The 16,807-nt window shown below is 68.7% G+C and carries 13 protein-coding genes; 6 read left to right on the plus strand and 7 right to left on the minus strand.

Annotation, left to right across the window (positions count from 1 at the left end):
* Positions 1–7: 7 nt before the first annotated feature.
* From AC07OY_RS04500 to AC07OY_RS04515, 4 genes are all read right to left on the minus strand, one after another.
* Positions 8–2,143 carry a PhoX family protein gene (locus tag AC07OY_RS04500; protein ID WP_495041974.1) on the minus strand — a complete coding sequence of 712 codons (2,136 nt, stop codon included), beginning with the start codon at positions 2,141–2,143 and terminating at the stop codon, positions 8–10.
* A 131-nt stretch (positions 2,144–2,274) separates the two neighbouring features.
* Positions 2,275–3,105 carry a BPSS1780 family membrane protein gene (locus AC07OY_RS04505; RefSeq protein ID WP_495041329.1) on the minus strand — a complete coding sequence of 277 codons (831 nt, stop codon included), beginning with the start codon at positions 3,103–3,105 and terminating at the stop codon, positions 2,275–2,277.
* The gene (locus AC07OY_RS04510) at positions 3,102–4,106 is read right to left on the minus strand and encodes a homoserine kinase (protein WP_495041330.1); all 1,005 of its coding nucleotides are present in this window, start codon (positions 4,104–4,106) and stop codon (positions 3,102–3,104) included. The genes AC07OY_RS04505 and AC07OY_RS04510 overlap by 4 nt, the downstream gene beginning before the upstream one ends.
* Before the next feature lie 34 nt (positions 4,107–4,140).
* Positions 4,141–4,434: a hypothetical protein gene (locus tag AC07OY_RS04515; RefSeq protein WP_495041331.1), complete on the minus strand. Its 294-nt coding sequence runs from the start codon at positions 4,432–4,434 to the stop codon at positions 4,141–4,143.
* Between the two features lie 42 nt (positions 4,435–4,476).
* Between AC07OY_RS04515 and polA the strand changes: the two genes are divergently transcribed.
* From polA to AC07OY_RS04535, 4 genes are all read left to right on the plus strand, one after another.
* Positions 4,477–7,242 (plus strand): DNA polymerase I, encoded by a 2,766-nt coding sequence (gene polA, locus AC07OY_RS04520; RefSeq protein WP_495041332.1) that lies wholly within the window; start codon positions 4,477–4,479, stop codon positions 7,240–7,242.
* Positions 7,243–7,320: 78 nt separating this feature from the next.
* Complete coding sequence (locus AC07OY_RS04525) at positions 7,321–7,677, plus strand: type II toxin-antitoxin system prevent-host-death family antitoxin (protein WP_495041333.1); 357 nt, start codon at positions 7,321–7,323, stop codon at positions 7,675–7,677.
* Between the two features lie 3 nt (positions 7,678–7,680).
* Positions 7,681–8,301, plus strand: coding sequence for an ATPase (locus AC07OY_RS04530; RefSeq protein ID WP_495041334.1), 621 nt, complete (start codon positions 7,681–7,683; stop codon positions 8,299–8,301).
* Between the two features lie 36 nt (positions 8,302–8,337).
* The gene (locus AC07OY_RS04535; RefSeq protein ID WP_495041335.1) at positions 8,338–8,967 is read left to right on the plus strand and encodes a LuxR C-terminal-related transcriptional regulator; all 630 of its coding nucleotides are present in this window, start codon (positions 8,338–8,340) and stop codon (positions 8,965–8,967) included.
* Here the strand turns inward: AC07OY_RS04535 and AC07OY_RS04540 are convergent.
* The 3 genes from AC07OY_RS04540 to xdhA are packed head-to-tail and all read right to left on the minus strand — an operon-like array spanning position 8,964 to position 13,329.
* Positions 8,964–9,548: a peptidoglycan recognition protein family protein gene (locus AC07OY_RS04540; protein ID WP_495041336.1), complete on the minus strand. Its 585-nt coding sequence runs from the start codon at positions 9,546–9,548 to the stop codon at positions 8,964–8,966. The genes AC07OY_RS04535 and AC07OY_RS04540 overlap by 4 nt on opposite strands.
* Positions 9,545–11,863: a xanthine dehydrogenase molybdopterin binding subunit gene (gene xdhB / locus AC07OY_RS04545; protein ID WP_495041337.1), complete on the minus strand. Its 2,319-nt coding sequence runs from the start codon at positions 11,861–11,863 to the stop codon at positions 9,545–9,547. The genes AC07OY_RS04540 and xdhB overlap by 4 nt, the downstream gene beginning before the upstream one ends.
* A complete protein-coding gene (gene xdhA / locus AC07OY_RS04550; protein WP_495041338.1) occupies positions 11,860–13,329 on the minus strand; it encodes a xanthine dehydrogenase small subunit in 1,470 nt (489 codons plus the stop codon). Before xdhA ends, xdhB begins: the two co-directional genes overlap by 4 nt.
* 39 nt (positions 13,330–13,368) lie before the next feature.
* On the opposite strand from xdhA, the gene guaD reads away from it, so the two are divergent.
* Positions 13,369–14,679, plus strand: a complete 1,311-nt coding sequence (guaD, locus tag AC07OY_RS04555; RefSeq protein ID WP_495041339.1) for a guanine deaminase — start codon at positions 13,369–13,371, stop codon at positions 14,677–14,679.
* Positions 14,680–14,776: 97 nt separating this feature from the next.
* Entirely contained in the window at positions 14,777–16,717 is a 1,941-nt protein-coding gene (locus AC07OY_RS04560) for a S9 family peptidase (protein ID WP_495041340.1), read from the plus strand.
* The last annotated feature ends 90 nt before the right edge of the window (positions 16,718–16,807 follow it).

A 16,807-nucleotide genomic window follows, 5' to 3' on the forward strand; every position in this document is an offset into this window, starting at 1 on the left:
TGGGCCGTCAGATGCCGATCTCGCCGCCGTCCTTGCGGGTGACGACGACGGTGGCCGAGCGCGGCCGCTTCTTGGCGGTGGCGTCGGACTGGCTGGCCGGCCAGTAGCTGCCGAAGCTCTTGCCGGCCCAGTCCGGCGTGCCTTCCTCGCCCGGGTGCTGGACGTTGAAGAACAGCGTCTTGCTGTCCGGCGTCATCGCGATGCCGGTGATCTCGCACTCCTTGGGGCCGACGAGGAAGCGGCGCAGCGTGTCCGCCGTCGCGTTGGCGCCCTTGATGGTGCTGGTGCCGCCGGCCGCGTTGGCCGCGCCGCCGTCACCGACCTTGCCCGGCACGGCGGCCAGCATCATGCAGTTGGTGATGTAGGTGTAGGCACCGTCGTCGGTCTGCACCCACAGCATGCCGCGCTTGTCGAAGTAGAGGCCGTCGGGGCTGGAGAAGTCGTTGACGGCGGTCAGGCCGGACAGGTTGACGTCGGCCGCAGCGTCGGCCTGGGCGCCGAAGAGGTAGACGTCCCAGGCGAACTTGGCGACGTTGGCCGCGTCTTCGCGCCAGCGGATGATGTGGCCGTTGGGGTTGCCGCGCTGGGCCGTCGTGCCCTTCATGTCTTCGTAGTAGCGCGGGTTGGCCGCGTCGGGCTTGAGCTGGCTGCCGGTGGGCGTGGCGGTGTTGGCGACACGGTTGCTGTTGTTGGTCAGGGTCATGTAGACCTCGCCGTTCAGCGGGTTCACCGCACCCCACTCCGGGCGGTCCATCTTGGTGGCGCCGAGCTTGTCGGCGGCCAGGCGGGCGTGGGTGACGACGTCGGCCTGGTCGGCGAAGGCGTAGGCCGCGTTCGTCGCGTCCAGGCCGTTCTTGCCGTAGCTCAGCTCCAGCCAGTCGCCAGTGCCGTCGGCGTTGAACTTGGCCACATACAGCGTGCCTTCGTCCAGGTACTTGGCGCCGGCGACCAGGCCCTTGCCCACGTCGGCGGCGTCCCAGTTGGCCTTGGAGACGAACTTGTAGATGTACTCGTTGCGCGCATCGTCGCCCTGGTACAGGACGACGGGCTTGCCGGCCGTTGCCGGCGCGGGCCAGGCGCCCTCATGGTTGAAGCGGCCCAGGGCCGTGCGCTTGGCGGGCACCGAGTCGGGCGCGAAAGGGTCGATCTCGACGACCCAGCCGAAGGTGTTGATGGTGTTGCGGTAGTCGTCGGCCGCGGTGGCGCCGCTGACCGAGGAGTCCCAGCGCGCGAACAGGTCCGCCGTGCCGGCGGTCTCCCACAGATAGGGGCTCTTGCGGTTCTGCGGCAGGCCGTAGCGGTTCAGGCCAACCACTTCCTTGGCGCTGCGCTTGGCATCGTCGCCGGCGGCGCGCGAGATGACGTTGAGGAAGTTCTCCTCGCAGGTCAGGTAGGTGCCCCAGGGCGTGTAGCCGTTGGCGCAGTTGTTGTTGGTGCCGCGCGTCTGCGTGCCGCCGGTGGAGAACCTGGTCGCCAGCACCGCCGCGCCGCGCGCGGGGCCGGTGAAGTCCATCGTCGTGGCCGAGGTGATGCGGCGGTTGAAGCGCGAACCGCGCACCATGCTGGCGCCGTTGGTCTCGCGCTTCACTTCGGCGACGCTGACGCCGTGGGCGTAGATCTCCTTCTCGACCTCGGCGGCGTTGCGCGCGGCACCGGCGGTGCGGCCGGTGGGGTGCAGGCCATAGGGTGCGACGACGTATTCGTGGTTGACGCACAGCAGGCCGCGGTCGGAGCGGTCGGCCTGGTAGGCGCCGGCATCGGACAGGCCGAAGTAGTACATGCCGTCATGACCATCGCCGACGCGGCGCTGGTAGGAGTCGGCCGTCTCGCTGCCGTCATCCTTCCAGGACTCGTCGCCCCAGTGCAGCGGGTCGCCCAGCGCGTGCAGGATGCTGACCTGGTAGCCCTCGGGCACGGTGACGAGGTCGTTCTTGTTCTTGGCGACCGCCGTGAAGCCGATCTTGAGCGGCGCCGGCGCAGGTGCCGGGGTGGGAGCCGGCGCGGGTGCGGGTGCGGGGGCCGGGCTGTCGTCGTCGGAGCAGGCCGTCAGGCCGACGCCGCCGAGCAGGGCGGCAGCGGTGACGCTGATGCCGCCGCGCAGCGTCTGGCGGCGGCTGAGGCGCGCGGCCAGCACGTCGTCCATGTGGGGATTGGCCGACGGGTTGACGATGGCGTCATCGTCGTATTCGTTGGGGGTGGGAGGGCAGGACGGGCAGGGCAGGTTCAAGGAAGGCTCCGCAATACAGGAGCCGGGAATTCTTCAAACTTGTCGTGTCAGGGCGATGACTTGGGTTCGCTGAGCACGTCCTGCGGTGCGCCGAACATGAAACAGTCGACGAAGCTGAAGTACAGCGAAGCGTAGAACACCGTCGACAGCAGCAGGCCTGTGGTCATCAGCACCACGGGTGCGAACTGCGCCAGGCCGAGCAGGCCGAAAACGAGGCTGATGGTGCTGGCCACCGCCATCAGCAGGGCACCCCACAGCAGCATGTTGAGCAGGAAGGCGGCCTTGTTGCGCCACAGGGCCAGCGTGCTGGAGAACAGCGCCTGGGCCACGCCCTGGCCGCCCCAGTGCACCAGTGCCGGCGCATGCCAGTAGGGCACCGAGAGCAGGCCCATCAACGTCAGCCGCGCGGCCAGGCCCCAGAACAGGCGCGGGTCGGTGGCAGCGTTGGCAATGGCCTCGTTGTCGGCGCTCTCGGCGATGAGCTTCTGCAGATCCCGCGTGCTGCCGCCGTCGATCCAGTCGGCCATCAGGCCGATGGCGAGCATCGCGCCGGCATAGCCGAAACACAGCGCCAGCTGGCTGCGCCGCCGCTCGGGTGTCAGCTTCAGCGGCTGCAGGAAGACGCTGACGGTGGGCGTCTTCTTCTGCAGCACGAGGTGGGTGGCCAGCATGAAGCCCAGCGACAGCAGCGGCAGCGAGGCCATGGTCACCACCAGGCCGATCCCGGGGATCAGCACGATGGCGAAGCCGGCGAACAGGAAGATGCCGAGCAGGCCGGCCAGGGCTAGCGGCTGTCGCTGGAAGACCTTGAAGCCGTGGCGTATCCAGAGCCGGCCGTTGCGGGCCGGGACGTCCTGCAGGTGCAACTGCATGGTCATTCGCTGACCTCGCCATGCAGGGCATGCCAGGGCTTGGCGATGCGCTCGCGCAGCACGCGCTCGAAATGGCGCGGGTCATGGGCCTTCAGCAGGCTGGCCTCGCGGGGCAGGTGCAGGTCGTACAGGCGCGACAGCCAGAAGCGCAGGGCCGCGGCGCGCAGCAGGGCGGGCAGCAGGCGATGCTCGGCGCCGGACAGCGGCCGCACGCTCTCATAAGACGAGACGAAGACGCTGGCCCGCTCCTCGATGAGGCGGCCATCGCCGAGGTCGATGCACCAGTCGTTCAGGCAGACGGCGAGATCGAACAGCCAGGTGTCGCAGCCGGCGAAATAGAAGTCGAAGAAGCCGGTCAGGCGCTCGCGCCCCGGGCCCTCGCCGGGCTCGAACATGACGTTGTCACGGAAGAGGTCGGCGTGGATGGGGCCTTTCGGCAAGTCCGCGTAGCGGGCCGATGCGGCCAGCTGCTCCTGGTAGGCCAGCTCGCTCTGCAGCAGTTCGGCTTCGGCGCCGTCCAGGAAGGGAAGGACCCGCGGCGCCACTTCGCGCCACCAGGGCAGGCCGCGCAGATTGGGCTGGTAGAGGGGGAAGTCCTGGCCGGCCAGGTGCATGCGGGCCAGGGTGGCGCCAACCTGTTCGCAGTGGAAGGCGTCCGGCGCCAGCTGGTGGCCGCCATGCAGGCGGTCGACGATGGCCGCGGGCTTGCCCGCAACCTCGAAGAGGATCTCGCCGCTGGCGTCCGCATGCGGCTCGGGCACCGGCACGCCGCGCTGGGCCAGGTGCTGCATCAGCCGCAGGTAGAAGGGCAGCTGCTCGGCCGTCAGGCGCTCGAACAGCGTCAGCACATAGCGGTGCAGATGGCCGTCGGCCTGGTTGCAGTCGACGAAGTAGTTGGTGTTCTCTATGCCCGCGCCGATGCCGCGCAAGGAGGAGAGTTGCCCGAGGGCGAGATGGTCCAGCAGGTCTTGCGCTTGGCGCGGGCTGACTTCAGTGAAAACGGCCATGGGTCCAGAAAGCGGCCCCGGGGGCCGCCTGCGATCAGAATTTGAGAACTCGCCAGACCCGTGTGCCCGAGCCGCTCTTGGGCATGCCCGTGCCGGTGCCGCCAGCCGATTCGCGGCCTGCGTCGTTGACGACGATTTCGTAGTCCGGTGCCTTGCTGTTCTTGTTCTTGACCGTGACCTTCTTGGCCTCGCCCCTCACCTTGAGCTCCTCGATGCGGACCTGGTCGTCCTCGGCCACGGTCTTCTCGACCTTGGGCTCGGGTGGTGGATCGGCAAGGGCGCTCGCGCAGAAAGCTGCGAACAGCAGGAGGGCGGTGGGGCGAAGCATGCTGCCGATTCTAGGTGGCCGGCTACAGGACAATCCTGCGCCATGAGCAAACCCATCCTGCTGCTGGTCGACGGCTCCAGCTACCTGTATCGCGCCTTCCATGCCATGCCCGACCTGCGCGGCCCCGAGGGCCAGCCCACCGGGGCGGTGCGTGGCATGGTGGCCATGCTGAAGAAGCTGCAGAGCGACATCGGCGCGGCCCATGCCGTCTGCGTCTTCGACGCCTCCGGCCCGACCTTCCGCGACGAGTGGTACCCCGAGTACAAGGCCCAGCGCTCGCCGATGCCGCCGGAGCTGCGCGCCCAGATCGAGCCCATCCATGAGGTCGTCAAGCTGCTGGGCTGGCCCACGCTGACGGTGGCGGGCGTCGAGGCCGACGACGTCATCGGCACCCTGTGCTGCGTGGCGGCCAATTCGGGCCACCGCGTCATCGTGTCGACGGGCGACAAGGACCTGTCCCAGCTCGTCAACCCGGACGTGGAGCTCATCAACACCATGAGCAACGAGCGCCTGGACGAGGCCGGCGTGCTGGCCAAGTTCGGCGTGCCGCCCAATCGCATCATCGACTACCTGACGCTGATGGGCGACACGGTGGACAACGTGCCGGGCGTGCCGGGTGTCGGCCCCAAGACGGCGGCGAAATGGATCGCCGAGTACGGCTCGCTGGACGGCGTCATCGCCGCGGCGCCGGACATCAAGGGCAAAGCGGGCGAGAACCTGCGCGGCGCCCTGGACTGGCTGCCCATGGGCCGCAAGCTGGTCACGGTCAAGGTCGACTGCGAGCTGGCCGAGCATGTGGCCGGCTGGCCCACGCTGGACGAACTGGCCTTCCGCGAGCCCGACAAGGCGCCGCTGGCCGAGTTCTACAAGCGCAACGGCTTCAAGGCCTGGCTGGAGGAGCTGACCGGCGAGGCCGTGCCTGTCAAGCCCAAGGCGGCGGCGCCCGCCGCCAACCCGGGCCTGTTCGACGAGCCCGAGCCGCCGGCCGGCGCGGCTGACGTTGCCCGCCAGTACGACACCATCCTGACGTTCGACCAGCTCGACGCCTGGATCGCCCGCCTGCGCGCCGCACCCCTGTGCGCCCTCGATACCGAGACCGATTCCCTGGACCCGATGGCGGCCCGCATCGTCGGCATCTCCTTCGCCGACAAGCCCGGCGAAGCCGCCTACATCCCGCTGCACCACAGCGGCCCCGATGCGCCCGAACAGCTGCCCTTCGATGAGGTGCTGGCGCGGCTCAAGCCCTGGCTGGAAGACGAGTCGGCCAAGAAGATCGGCCAGAACCTGAAGTACGACCGCCATGTGCTGCTCAACCATGGCATCCAGCTGGCCGGCGTGCAGCACGACACCCTGCTGCAGAGCTATGTGCTGGAAGCCCACAAGACCCACAACCTCGAGGCCTTGGCCGAGCGCCATCTGGGCCGCAAGGGCCTGAGCTACGAGGACCTGTGCGGCAAGGGCGCCCACCAGATCCCGTTTGCCCAGGTGGACGTGGCCAAGGCCACCACCTACTCGGGCGAAGACTCCGAGATGTGCCTGCACCTGAACAGCGTGCTGCTGCCGCAGATCGAGGCCGATGCCGGCCTGACCCGCATCTACCGCGACATCGAGATGCCGTCGGCCGACCTGCTGGCCCGCATCGAGCGCAACGGCGTGCTGATCGACTCCGAACGCCTCAAGCTGCAGAGCCACGAGATCGGCCAGCGCCTGGTGCTGCTGGAGCAGCAGTGCTACGACATCGCCGGCCAGCCTTTCAACATCGGCAGCCCGAAGCAGATCGGCGACATCCTGTTCACCAAGCTCGGCCTGCCCGTCATCAAGAAGACCGCCACCGGTGCGCCGTCGACCGATGAAGAGGTGCTGACCGAACTGGCCGCCGACTTCCCGCTGCCGGCCAAGATCCTCGAGTACCGCAGCCTGTCCAAGCTCAAGAGCACCTACACCGACAAGCTGCCGCTGCAGATCAACGCCCACACCGGCCGCGTGCACACCAACTACGCCCAGGCCGTGGCGGTGACGGGGCGGCTGTCCAGCAACGAGCCCAATCTGCAGAACATCCCCATCCGCACGGCGGAGGGTCGCAAGGTGCGCGAGGCCTTTGTCGCGCCGTCGGGCCATGTCATCGTCAGCGCCGACTACTCGCAGATCGAGCTGCGCATCATGGCCCACATCAGCGAGGACCCGGGCCTGCTGCGCGCCTTCCAGGAAGGCCAGGACGTGCACAAGGCGACGGCCAGCGAGGTGTTCGGCGTCGCGCTGGACGAGGTCTCCAGCGAGCAGCGCCGCTACGCCAAGACCATCAACTTCGGCCTCATCTACGGCATGGGTGCCTTCGGCCTGGCCTCGGCCCTGGGCATCGAGCAGAAGGCCGCCAAGGACTACATCGAGCGCTATTTCACGCGCTTTGCCGGCGTCAAGAAGTACATGGACGAGACCAAGGCCAGCGCGGCCGAGCTGGGCTATGTGTCGACGCTGTTCGGTCGGCGCATCTACCTGCCCGAGATCCGCGGCGGCAACGGCCCGCGCCGCGCCGGCGCCGAGCGCCAGGCCATCAACGCGCCCATGCAGGGCACGGCGGCCGACCTCATCAAGCTGGCCATGCTGGCCGTGCAGGCCGAGCTGGACCGCGCCGGCAAGCAGTCCAAGATCATCATGCAGGTGCACGACGAACTCGTCTTCGAGGTGCCCGAGGCCGAACTGGCGTGGATGCGCGCCGAGGTGCCGCGCCTGATGGCCGGCGTGGCGGAGTTCAAGGTGCCGCTGCTGGCCGAGGTGGGCGTGGGCAGCAACTGGGAAGAGGCGCACTGAAGAGAGGGTCAATCCCCTGGATTTCCCATTTCTCTCAAAATAGGGAAAATACGGAAAATGCCAGTTGGGAGCCTCATCATGTCCGCAGTCCTCGAACAAGCCCTGGCCGACCAGCTGCCCAGCGTGTCGGCCACCCAGCTCGTGGCGGGTATCCAGAAGGTGGGCCGCACGGTGGCCACCCATGGCGCGGTGCTGATCACCAAGCATGACCAGCCCGCCTTCGTGCTGATGTCGGTGGAGCGCTACCGCGAACTGCAGCGCGCCGCCGAGCCCGACCTGGGCGCCCTGGGCGGCGAGTTCGACGCCATGCTGGCGCGCATGCAGGACCAGGGCGAGGCCCTGGCCGACGCCTTCGCGATGGCGCCGGAAACCCTGGGCCAGGTCGCCGTGAAGGCCGCCAAGCCGCATCGCCCCCGCGTCAAGAAGGCCGCCTGAGCCTTGCCCGCCAAGCTCTATGTGCTGGCCGGCGTCAATGGCGCCGGCAAGAGTTCCATCGGCGGTGCGGCCCTCCAGGCCAGCGGCGCCGAGTTCTTCAACCCTGACATCGCTAGCGCGCGCCTGCGCGAGCAGCAGCCCCATCTTTCCGCGGAACAGGCCAACGGCCTGGCCTGGACATTGGGCCGCCAGGGTCTGGAAAAGGCGCTGGCCGAGGGGCTGACCTATGCCTTCGAGACGACGCTGGGGGGCAACAGCATCGTCAAGCTGCTCCTCGAGGGGGCGAAGTCCGGCGCCGAGGTGCATGTCTGGTATGCCGGCCTGGCCACGCCCGAGCTGCATCTGCGCCGCATCCAGGCCCGCGTGGCGGCCGGCGGGCATGACATCCCCGAGTCCAAGGTGCGGGAGCGCTTCGATGCCAGCCGCAGCAATCTGGTCAAGCTGATGCCGCATCTGGCCAGCCTGCGCCTGTACGACAACAGCTTCGAGGCCGATCCGCGCACCGGGCGACGGCCGCAGCCGGTGCTGCTGCTGCAGATGCAATCCGGACGCGTCATCGCGCACGCGCCGCTGCGCAGCGTGCCGGCCTGGGCAAAACCTTTGCTGGCCGCGGCCCTGCGTTGACTATCATCGGCGCCCAATGAACAGGCTTGGGTTGCGATGAGGGTTTTGCTGGTCGATGCTTTTCCAATGGTGCGCGCCGCGCTCACCGGCCTGATCGAGCAGCATTTCGCCGGGGCCCAGGTGCAGGGCGTCGACAGCGCCGCTGCCGCGCGTGCCGCGCTGGGCCAGGCCATCCCCCGCCTCGTGTTGCTGGACCTGCGCATCGAGGGCGGCTTCGAGCTGCTGCAGCAGATCCACCGCGAACACCTGCTGCTGCCGGTCGTGGTCGTCTCGGGCAGCGACGACACCGAGGAGGCCCTGCAGGCCCTGGGTGCCGGCGCCATGGGCTATGTGCCCGAACGCAGCGATCTGAACACGCTGGTGCAGGCCCTGCACCTGGTGCTGGCGGGCGGCACCTATGTGCCGCCGCTGAAGCCGCGCGTCGACGACACGCCCGCGCCTGCCACCGGCGCCGCGCCGCGGCCGGACTGGGCCGAGCTGCCGCTGACGCCGCGCCAGAAGCATGTGCTGCATCTGCTGACGCAGGGCCTGTCCAACAAGCTGATCGCCCGCGAGCTGGGGGTCAGCGTGGATACGGTCAAGGACCATGTCGCCGCCGTGCTCAAGGCCCTGGGCGTGGCCTCGCGCACCCAGGCCGTCGTCGTCGCAACCCAGAAGACGCGCTAGAGCCGCTTGGCCACCTCGGCCTTGAACCAGCCGGACTCGAGATAGGCGTAGAGGTTCTTGCCCGGGCAGACCGTCTGGCGGCTGTAGTCCTTGTGGCTGGCGATGGCGTCCAGCCCGAGCTGATGCTGGCGCGCCAGCCAGGCCGTCAGCTCGACGGCCGCGTTCAGCTGGGCCGGCGTGGGCTGCTGTTCCTCGAAATTGCCCACCAGCATGACGAGGGCATGGCCGCGCGGGTCGTACTCGGTGTTGGTGTCGCCGGCCTGGCTCAGCGGCCGTGCCGCGAAGATGCGGCCGTCTGGTGCGATGACGTAGTGGTAGGGGATGTCGGCCCAGCGCTTGGTCAGGCGCGACCACTGCTGCAGCCGGCGCAGATAGGCCTCGGGATCGCTGCCGTCCTTCCAGATCTCGCCCTGGTGGTGGATCGTGATGCGGTTGATGCTCTGCGGCTCGTCGCTGGACGTCGGCGGGCTGCCGCCCCAGGCGTCCACGCTGATGATCTGCGGCGCGCTCGGCGCCCGCGGCGGGCTGGCGCAGCCGGCCAGGGCCAGCAGAAGGGCGACAAGGACGGCGGCCAGCCTCATCGGATGGCGTCGATGGCGTTCAGCACCGCTTCGGCGGTGGCCGGCGCGCGCAGCGGCGGGTCGCAGCGCTGCGGCCCGCAGGCCGCGCAGGCGTCCTTGATGGCCAGCAGGGCCGCAAAGCCCAGCAGCAGCGGCGGCTCGCCGACGGCCTTGCTGCGGTGGATGGTCTCGCTGGCGTTGGCGACGCCGAACAGTTCGGTGCGAAACGCCGGCGGGCAGTCGTTGGCCGTCGGGATCTTGTAGGTGCTGGGCGCATGCGTGGTCAGCAGGCCGGTCACCGGATGCCACACCAGCTCTTCCATCGTCAGCCAGCCCATGCCCTGGATGAAGCCGCCCTCGATCTGGCCGATGTCGATGGCCGGGTTCAGGCTCTGGCCCACGTCGTGCAGGATGTCGGCATGGGTGATGCGGCTCTCGCCGGTCAGCGTGTCCACCAGGGCCTCGCAGACGGCGCCGCCCCAGGCGTAGTAGTAGAAGGGGTGGCCCTGCAGCTTGGCGCGGTCCCAGTGCAGGCCGGGGGTGGCATAGAAGCCGTCGCTCCAGAGCTGGATGCGCTTGAGGTAGGCCGCACCGACCAGTTCCTCGAACGAGAGGCTCTGGCCGCCACCGCTGACCTGGCCGCCCTCGAAGGCCACCAGCTCGGCCGCGCAGCCGAAGCGCTCGGCGGCGAAGCTGGCCAGGCGCGCCTTGATCTTGCGCGCCGCGTCCTGGGCGGCCTTGCCGTTGAGGTCGCTGCCGGTGGAGGCGGCCGTCGCGGAGGTGTTGGCGACCTTGCTGGTGTCGGTGGCCGAGCAGCGCACGTGATCCAAGGGCAGGCCCAGCTCATGGGCCACGACCTGGGCGACCTTGGTGTTCAGCCCCTGGCCCATCTCGGTGCCGCCATGGTTCACCAGCACCGAGCCGTCGACATAGACATGCACCAGGGCGCCGGCCTGGTTCAGGTGGGCGACGTTGAAGGAGATGCCGAACTTGACCGGCGTGAAGGCCAGGCCCTTCTTCAGCACCGGGCTGGCGGCGTTGAAGGCGGCGATCTCGGCGCGGCGCTCGTCATAGCGGCTGCTGGCGAGCAGCTGGGCCGTCAGAGGCTGGGCATGCAGTTCCTCGACCTGCTGGCCATAGGGCGTCATGTCCTGGCCCGCGGCGTAGAAGTTGCGTTCGCGCACGATCGCCGCATCCAGCCCCAGCTGGCGGGCGATGCCGTCCAGGATCATCTCGATGGCGATGGCCCCCTGCGGCCCGCCAAAGCCGCGAAAGGCGGTGTTGCTCTGCGTGTTGGTCTTGGCGCAGTAGCCATGCATGGCGATGTGCGGCAGCCAGTAGGCGTTGTCGAAATGGCAGAGGGCGCGGGCCATGACGGGCGCGGACAGGTCGGCGCTGTGGCCGGCGTTGGAGATCAGGTCGATCTCGGCGGCCAGGATGCGGCCGTCGGCGTCGAAGCCCACGTCCCAGCGGTAGTCGAAGCCGTGGCGGCGGCCGGTGACGAGGAAGTCGTCATCGCGGTCGACACGCAGCTTGACCGGCTTCTTCAGCTTCAGCGCCGCGATGGACGCGACGCAGGCGAACAGGGCCGATTGCGATTCCTTGCCGCCGAAGCCGCCGCCCATGCGCCGGCATTGCACGGCCACGCGGTGGGCATGCCAGCCCAGGCAATGGGCGACGAGCTGCTGCATCTCGCTGGGGTGCTGGGTGGAGCAGTGCACCAGCAAGCCTTCGCCGCCTTCCTGCGGCAGGGCCAGGCTGATCTGGCCTTCCAGATAGAACTGCTCCTGTCCGCCCAGGCTCCAACTGCCTTGCAGGCGGTGCGGGGCGGTGGGCAGATGCTGGTCCGGCTCGCCGCGCGTCAGGTGCATGGGTGGCAACACATACTGGCCCTTGGCGTGGGCGTCGAGGGCTGTCAGCACCGGCGTCAGCGGCTCGGCCTGGATCACTTTCTTGGCCAGACCCGCCGCGCGCCGCGCCAGCTCGCGATTCGTCGCGATGACGGCGAACACCGGCTGGCCGACATAGCGCAACTCGTCCGCGGCCAGGATGGGATCGTCATGCAGCAGCGGGCCGCAGTTGTTCTCGGCCGGGATGTCAGCGGCGCTGAGCACGGCGACAACACCGGGCTGGCGGCGGATCAGGTCCAGGTCCACGGAGACCAGCCTGCCGTGGGCGATCGGCGACAGGCCCAGCGCCGCATGCAGGGTGCCGGCGAGCTCGGGCAGGTCGTCGGTATAGGGCGCGGCGCCGCTGACGTGCAGATGGGCCGACTCGTGCGGCTTGGAGGTGCCGACCACGGTGTGCAAAGTCGGCAGGGTTTCGGGCTTGTTCATGCCGCCACCTCCTGCATCGAGGGCCAGATGCCGATCGGCACCGCGCCGGTCGTCTCCAGCCACAGCTTGGTGAACAGGTTCTGCGCCACCTTGAGCCGGTAGTCGGCGCTGGCGCGCATGTCGGTCATGGGCTTGAAGTCCTGGGCGAGCGCAGCGGCGGCGGCCTTGGCAGCGGCTTCGGTCCAGGGCTGGCCGACGACGGCGGCCTCGGCCGCGGCGGCGCGCTTGACGATGGCCGCCATGCCGCCAAAGACGAAGCGGGCCTCCTCCACGACGCCAGCATCCAGACGGACGGCCAGCACGGCGCAGACGGCCGAGATGTCGCTGTCATGCCGCTTGGCGATCTTGTGGGCGCTGAAGCGCCAGTCCGCCGAGGGCAGGGGGACGTGCATGGCCTCGACGAACTCGCCGGGCTGCAGGTCCTTCTTCATGTAGTCGAGATAGAAGTCCTGCAGCTTGATGCGGCGCTGTTGCGTGCCGCGGCGCAGGATCACGTCGGCACCGAGGGCGATCAGCGCCGGAGCGCCATCCCCGATGGGCGAGCCGTTGGCGATATTGCCGCCGAGCGTCCCGGCGTGGCGCACCGGCGGCGAGGCGAAGCGCAGCCACAGCTCACGCAGGCGCGGCACGGCGGCGGTCAGGGCGGCCCAGCTGTCTTCCAGCGAGGCGGCAGCGCCAATCCACAGCGCACCGTCTTGCTGGCGGATTTCGCGCAGCGCGGCGACGCGGCCCGTATAGATGACATCGCCCAGGTCACGGAACTGCTTGTTGACCCACAGGCCCACGTCGGTCGAGCCGGCCAGCAGCGTCGCCTGGGGGTAGGTCTCGCGCAGCAGGGCCAGGTCGGGAATGCTCTGTGGCGCATGGAAGCGGGCACCGGCGTGGCTGTAGTCCAGCGGGGTGTCGGCCGCCAGGGCGTTCAGGGCCGCGGCGATGGGCGCGCGGTCCAGACATCGGGCAGGCCCCTCGAACATCTGCTCGCCGGCGTCCAGGATGGGCCGGTAGCCGGTGCAGCGGCAGAGGTTGCCGGCCAGGGCGTCGGCCAGTTGCTGGCGGCTGGGCGTCGTGCCGGCGGCCTGGTGGGTTTCATAACAGGCCGTCAGGCTCATGACGAAGCCTGGCGTGCAGAAGCCGCACTGGGAGCCATGGCAGGCCACCAGGGCTTGCTGCGCGGGGTTGAGTTGCTCGGGGCCGCCCAGATCTTCCACGCTCAGCAGGGCGCGGCCGTCCAGGGTCGGCAGAAACTGGGTGCAGGCATTGACGTTGCGCAGCTCCAGCCGGCCGTCGGCACCGAGTTCGCCCTGGATGACGGTGCAGGCGCCGCAGTCGCCCTCGGCGCAGCCTTCCTTGGTGCCGGTGCAGCCGGCATGCTCGCGCAGGTACTGCAGCACGGTGGTCGTCGGGGCCAGGTTTTCCACCTCGACAACGCCGCCGCGGTGGAAAAAACGGATGGGTCGGGTATTCATGCTGGCCTGAATTGTGGGCCGTTGGTCCAGAATTGCCATATGAGTTTTACTAACCAGGAAAAATTCGCCACAAACAGCCCGCGCCGCTGGGCGTTGCGGGGCGATCTGCTCGATTTCACCGCCGCACCGCGCTGGGGCGATACCGAATCGGCCGCGGTGCGCTTCGATCGCGACCACTGGCTGCTGATCGAAGACGGCCGCATCGTCGGCCGCCAGGCGGACGAGCCGGATGACTCCTGGGTGCGCAAGGACCATGCCGGCCAGCTGGTGCTGCCGGGCTTCATCGACACCCATGTCCACTGCCCGCAGCTGGAAGTGATCGGCTCTTATGGCACCGAGCTGCTGGACTGGCTGAAGCGTTACACCTTCCCCAGCGAATGCGCCTTTGCCGACCCGGCCCGCAGCCGGGCCGGTGCCGAGGTTTTCCTGGATGCCCTGCTGGCCAGCGGCACGACCTCGGCCGTCGTCTTCCCCACCGTGCACAAGGTTTCGGCCGAAGCCCTGTTCGACAGCGCCGCGGCGCGCGGCATGCGCCTGATCACCGGCAAGGTGCTGATGGACCGCCATGCGCCCGACGGCCTGCGCGACGACGTAGTGCAGGCCGAGAAGGACTGCATCGACCTCATCAGCCGCTTCCATGGACGCGACCGACTGGCCTATGCCGTCACCGTGCGCTTTGCGCCGACCAGCACGCCCGAGCAGCTCGCCATGGCCGGCGCGCTGTGCCGGGCCGACGCCAGCCTGTACATGCAGACCCATGTGGCCGAGAACCGCGCCGAGGTCGCCTGGGTGGCCGAGCTCTTCCCGGACGCGCGCAGCTATCTGGACGTCTACGAGCGCGTCGGCCTGGTGCACGAGCGCGCGGTGCTGGCCCATGGCATCTATCTCGATGCCGACGACAAGCGCCTCATCGCCGACCGCGGCGCCCAGGTGGCACATTGCCCATCCAGCAATCTCTTCCTCGGCAGCGGCCTGTTCGACTGGCCGGGCGCCCCCTTCAATATCAGCCTGGCGAGCGACGTCGGCGGCGGCACCTCGCTGAGCCTGCCGCGCAACATGCTGGACGCCTACAAGGTCCAGGCCCTGCGCGGCGAGCGCATGACGGCTTGGGCCGCCCTGCATGCCGCCACCCGCGGCGCGGCGCAGGCCCTGCGCCTGGGCGACGAGGTCGGCGGCCTGTCGGTGGGCCAGGCGGCCGACATCTGCGTCTGGGACTGGGCCTCGGGCCCGGTGGCCGAGGCGCGCGACGCCGTGGCCCGCGAGCTGCACGAGCGTGTCTTCGCCTGGATGACGCTGGCCGACGAGCGCAACCTGGCCGCCTGCTACGTTGCAGGCCATCAACGCATCTGAACCGACTGTCCCGCAAATTCGCCGCTTCGTCACATGCCTGATGGGGGAGGGCGGCGGCGCTGGCTAGAGTCTGCCCGTTCAATTCAACGGAGACTCCATGAGCCGACCCCTGCTGACCCTGGTTGCTTCCCTGGCCCTGCTCGCGGGCGCCCCCCAGGCCGCCATGGCCGCCGACAAGCCTGCGGCCGCCGCGCCCAAGCCCGCCAAGCGCTACACCATCGAGCAGTTCATGGCCACCGTGAACATCGGCGGCGCCAGCTTCTCGGCCGACGAGAGCCGCATCCTCTTCCACAGCAACGAGACCGGCATCTTCAATGTCTATGCCATGCCGGTGGCCGGCGGCAAGCCGGTGCAGCTGACCCACTCCAAGACCGACAGCCACTACGCCGTCGGCTACTTCCCCGGCGACGACCGCTTCCTCTACACCCGCGACCAGGCCGGCAACGAGCTCAACCACCTCTATGTGCGCGAGCTGGATGGCAGCGAGCGCGATCTGACGCCGGGCGAGAAGCCTGACCACAAGTTGAAGGCCCGCTTCGTCGACTGGAGCGGCGACGACACCGCCTTCTTTGTCGCCACCAACGAGCGCGACCCGAAGTTCTTCGACCTCTACCGCTACGACGCCAAGACCTATGCCCGCACCCTGGTCTTCAAGAACGAGGGTGGCTGGGGCTCGCTGGACATCAGCCGCGACGGCCGCTGGGTGGCCCTGGGCAAGATCAACACGACGGCCGATGCCGACGTGCACCTGGCCGACCTGAAGAGCGGCGAGATCAAGCACATCACCAAGCACGCGGGAGTGGCCCGCTTCAGCGCCGAGGAGTTCGACCCCGAGGGCAAGGAGCTGCTGCTGACGACCAATGAGGGCGGCGAGTTCACGCGCGTCATCGCCTACGACCTGGCCAAGGGCACGACCCGCGAGGTCGAGAAGGCCGACTGGGACGTGGACTACACGCGCTTCTCCAAGGACGGCCACTACCGCGTCACCGGCATCAACGCCGACGCCAGCACCGTGCTGCGCATCTACCGCGATGGCAAGCCCATCGCCCTGCCCAAGCTGCCCGGTGGCGAGGCGCGCGGCGTGGCTTTCTCGCGCAGCGGCAAGCGCATGGCCTTCTATGTCAACGGCGACCGCTCGCCCAACAACCTCTTCGTCGCCGATGTGGGTTCCAGCGCGGCGCCCAGGCAGCTGACGCAGAGCCTGTCCAAGGACATCGACCCGGCCGAACTGGTCGATGCCTCCATCGTGCGCTTCAAGAGCTTCGACGGCATGGTCGTGCCCTCGGTCTTCATGGCGCCCAAGGACGCCTCGCCGACGAACAAGGTGCCGGCCATCGTCTGGGTGCATGGCGGCCCGGGCGGCCAGACCAAGCGCGGCTACTCGGCGCTGATGCAGTACTTCGTCAACAACGGCTATGCGGTGCTGGGCATCAACAACCGCGGCAGCTCGGGCTATGGCAAGAGCTTCTTCACGGCCGACGACGGCAAGCATGGCCGCGAACCGCTGTGGGACTGCATCGAGGCCCGCACCTTCCTGGCCAGCACCGGCGTCATCGACCATGAGCGCATCGGCATCGTCGGTGGCAGCTATGGCGGCTATATGGTGCTGTCGGCCATGGCCTTCCGCCCCGAGGCCTTCAAGGTCGGCATCGACATCTTCGGCGTTGCCAACTGGATCCGCACGCTGGAATCCATCCCGCCCTACTGGGAGGCGCAGCGCCTGGCCCTCTACCAGGAGATCGGCGACCCGGTGAAGGACCGCGACTTCCTGATGGCCACTTCGCCCCTCTTCCATGCCAAGGAAATCAAGAAGCCGCTGATGGTCATCCAGGGCGCCAACGACCCGCGCGTCATCAAGCCCGAGAGCGACGACATCGTCGCGGCGGTCAAGAAGAACAATGTGCCGGTGGACTACCTGGTCTTCGACGACGAGGGCCACGGCTTCTCGAAGAAGAAGAACAACATCGAGGCCAGCCGGCGCATGGTCGAGTTCCTGGACAAATATTTGAAACCCCTCGCCCAGCCTCTGCCCCGCTGAACGCGGGCAAGTCTGGTCGGTCCCCCGAGGGGACGGCGATGCTTGCCGGATCGACCGGCAAGCACATCGCCCTAGGCGGGCCGGCTAGGG

It is taken from the genome of Roseateles sp. GW821-FHT09H10 (assembly GCF_059415865.1).

Excerpts from the sequence above, each read along its gene's own strand:
- AC07OY_RS04500 (WP_495041974.1), bottom strand. The coding sequence starts at position 2,143 with ATGGACGACGTGCTGGCCGCGCGCCTCAGCCGCCGCCAGACGCTGCGC.
- AC07OY_RS04505 (WP_495041329.1), bottom strand. The coding sequence starts at position 3,105 with ATGACCATGCAGTTGCACCTGCAGGACGTCCCGGCCCGCAACGGCCGG.
- AC07OY_RS04510 (WP_495041330.1), bottom strand. The coding sequence starts at position 4,106 with ATGGCCGTTTTCACTGAAGTCAGCCCGCGCCAAGCGCAAGACCTGCTG.
- AC07OY_RS04515 (WP_495041331.1), bottom strand. The coding sequence starts at position 4,434 with ATGCTTCGCCCCACCGCCCTCCTGCTGTTCGCAGCTTTCTGCGCGAGC.
- polA (WP_495041332.1), top strand. The coding sequence starts at position 4,477 with ATGAGCAAACCCATCCTGCTGCTGGTCGACGGCTCCAGCTACCTGTAT.
- AC07OY_RS04525 (WP_495041333.1), top strand. The coding sequence starts at position 7,321 with ATGTCCGCAGTCCTCGAACAAGCCCTGGCCGACCAGCTGCCCAGCGTG.
- AC07OY_RS04535 (WP_495041335.1), top strand. The coding sequence starts at position 8,338 with ATGAGGGTTTTGCTGGTCGATGCTTTTCCAATGGTGCGCGCCGCGCTC.
- AC07OY_RS04540 (WP_495041336.1), bottom strand. The coding sequence starts at position 9,548 with ATGAGGCTGGCCGCCGTCCTTGTCGCCCTTCTGCTGGCCCTGGCCGGC.
- xdhB (WP_495041337.1), bottom strand. The coding sequence starts at position 11,863 with ATGAACAAGCCCGAAACCCTGCCGACTTTGCACACCGTGGTCGGCACC.
- xdhA (WP_495041338.1), bottom strand. The coding sequence starts at position 13,329 with ATGAATACCCGACCCATCCGTTTTTTCCACCGCGGCGGCGTTGTCGAG.
- guaD (WP_495041339.1), top strand. The coding sequence starts at position 13,369 with ATGAGTTTTACTAACCAGGAAAAATTCGCCACAAACAGCCCGCGCCGC.
- AC07OY_RS04560 (WP_495041340.1), top strand. The coding sequence starts at position 14,777 with ATGAGCCGACCCCTGCTGACCCTGGTTGCTTCCCTGGCCCTGCTCGCG.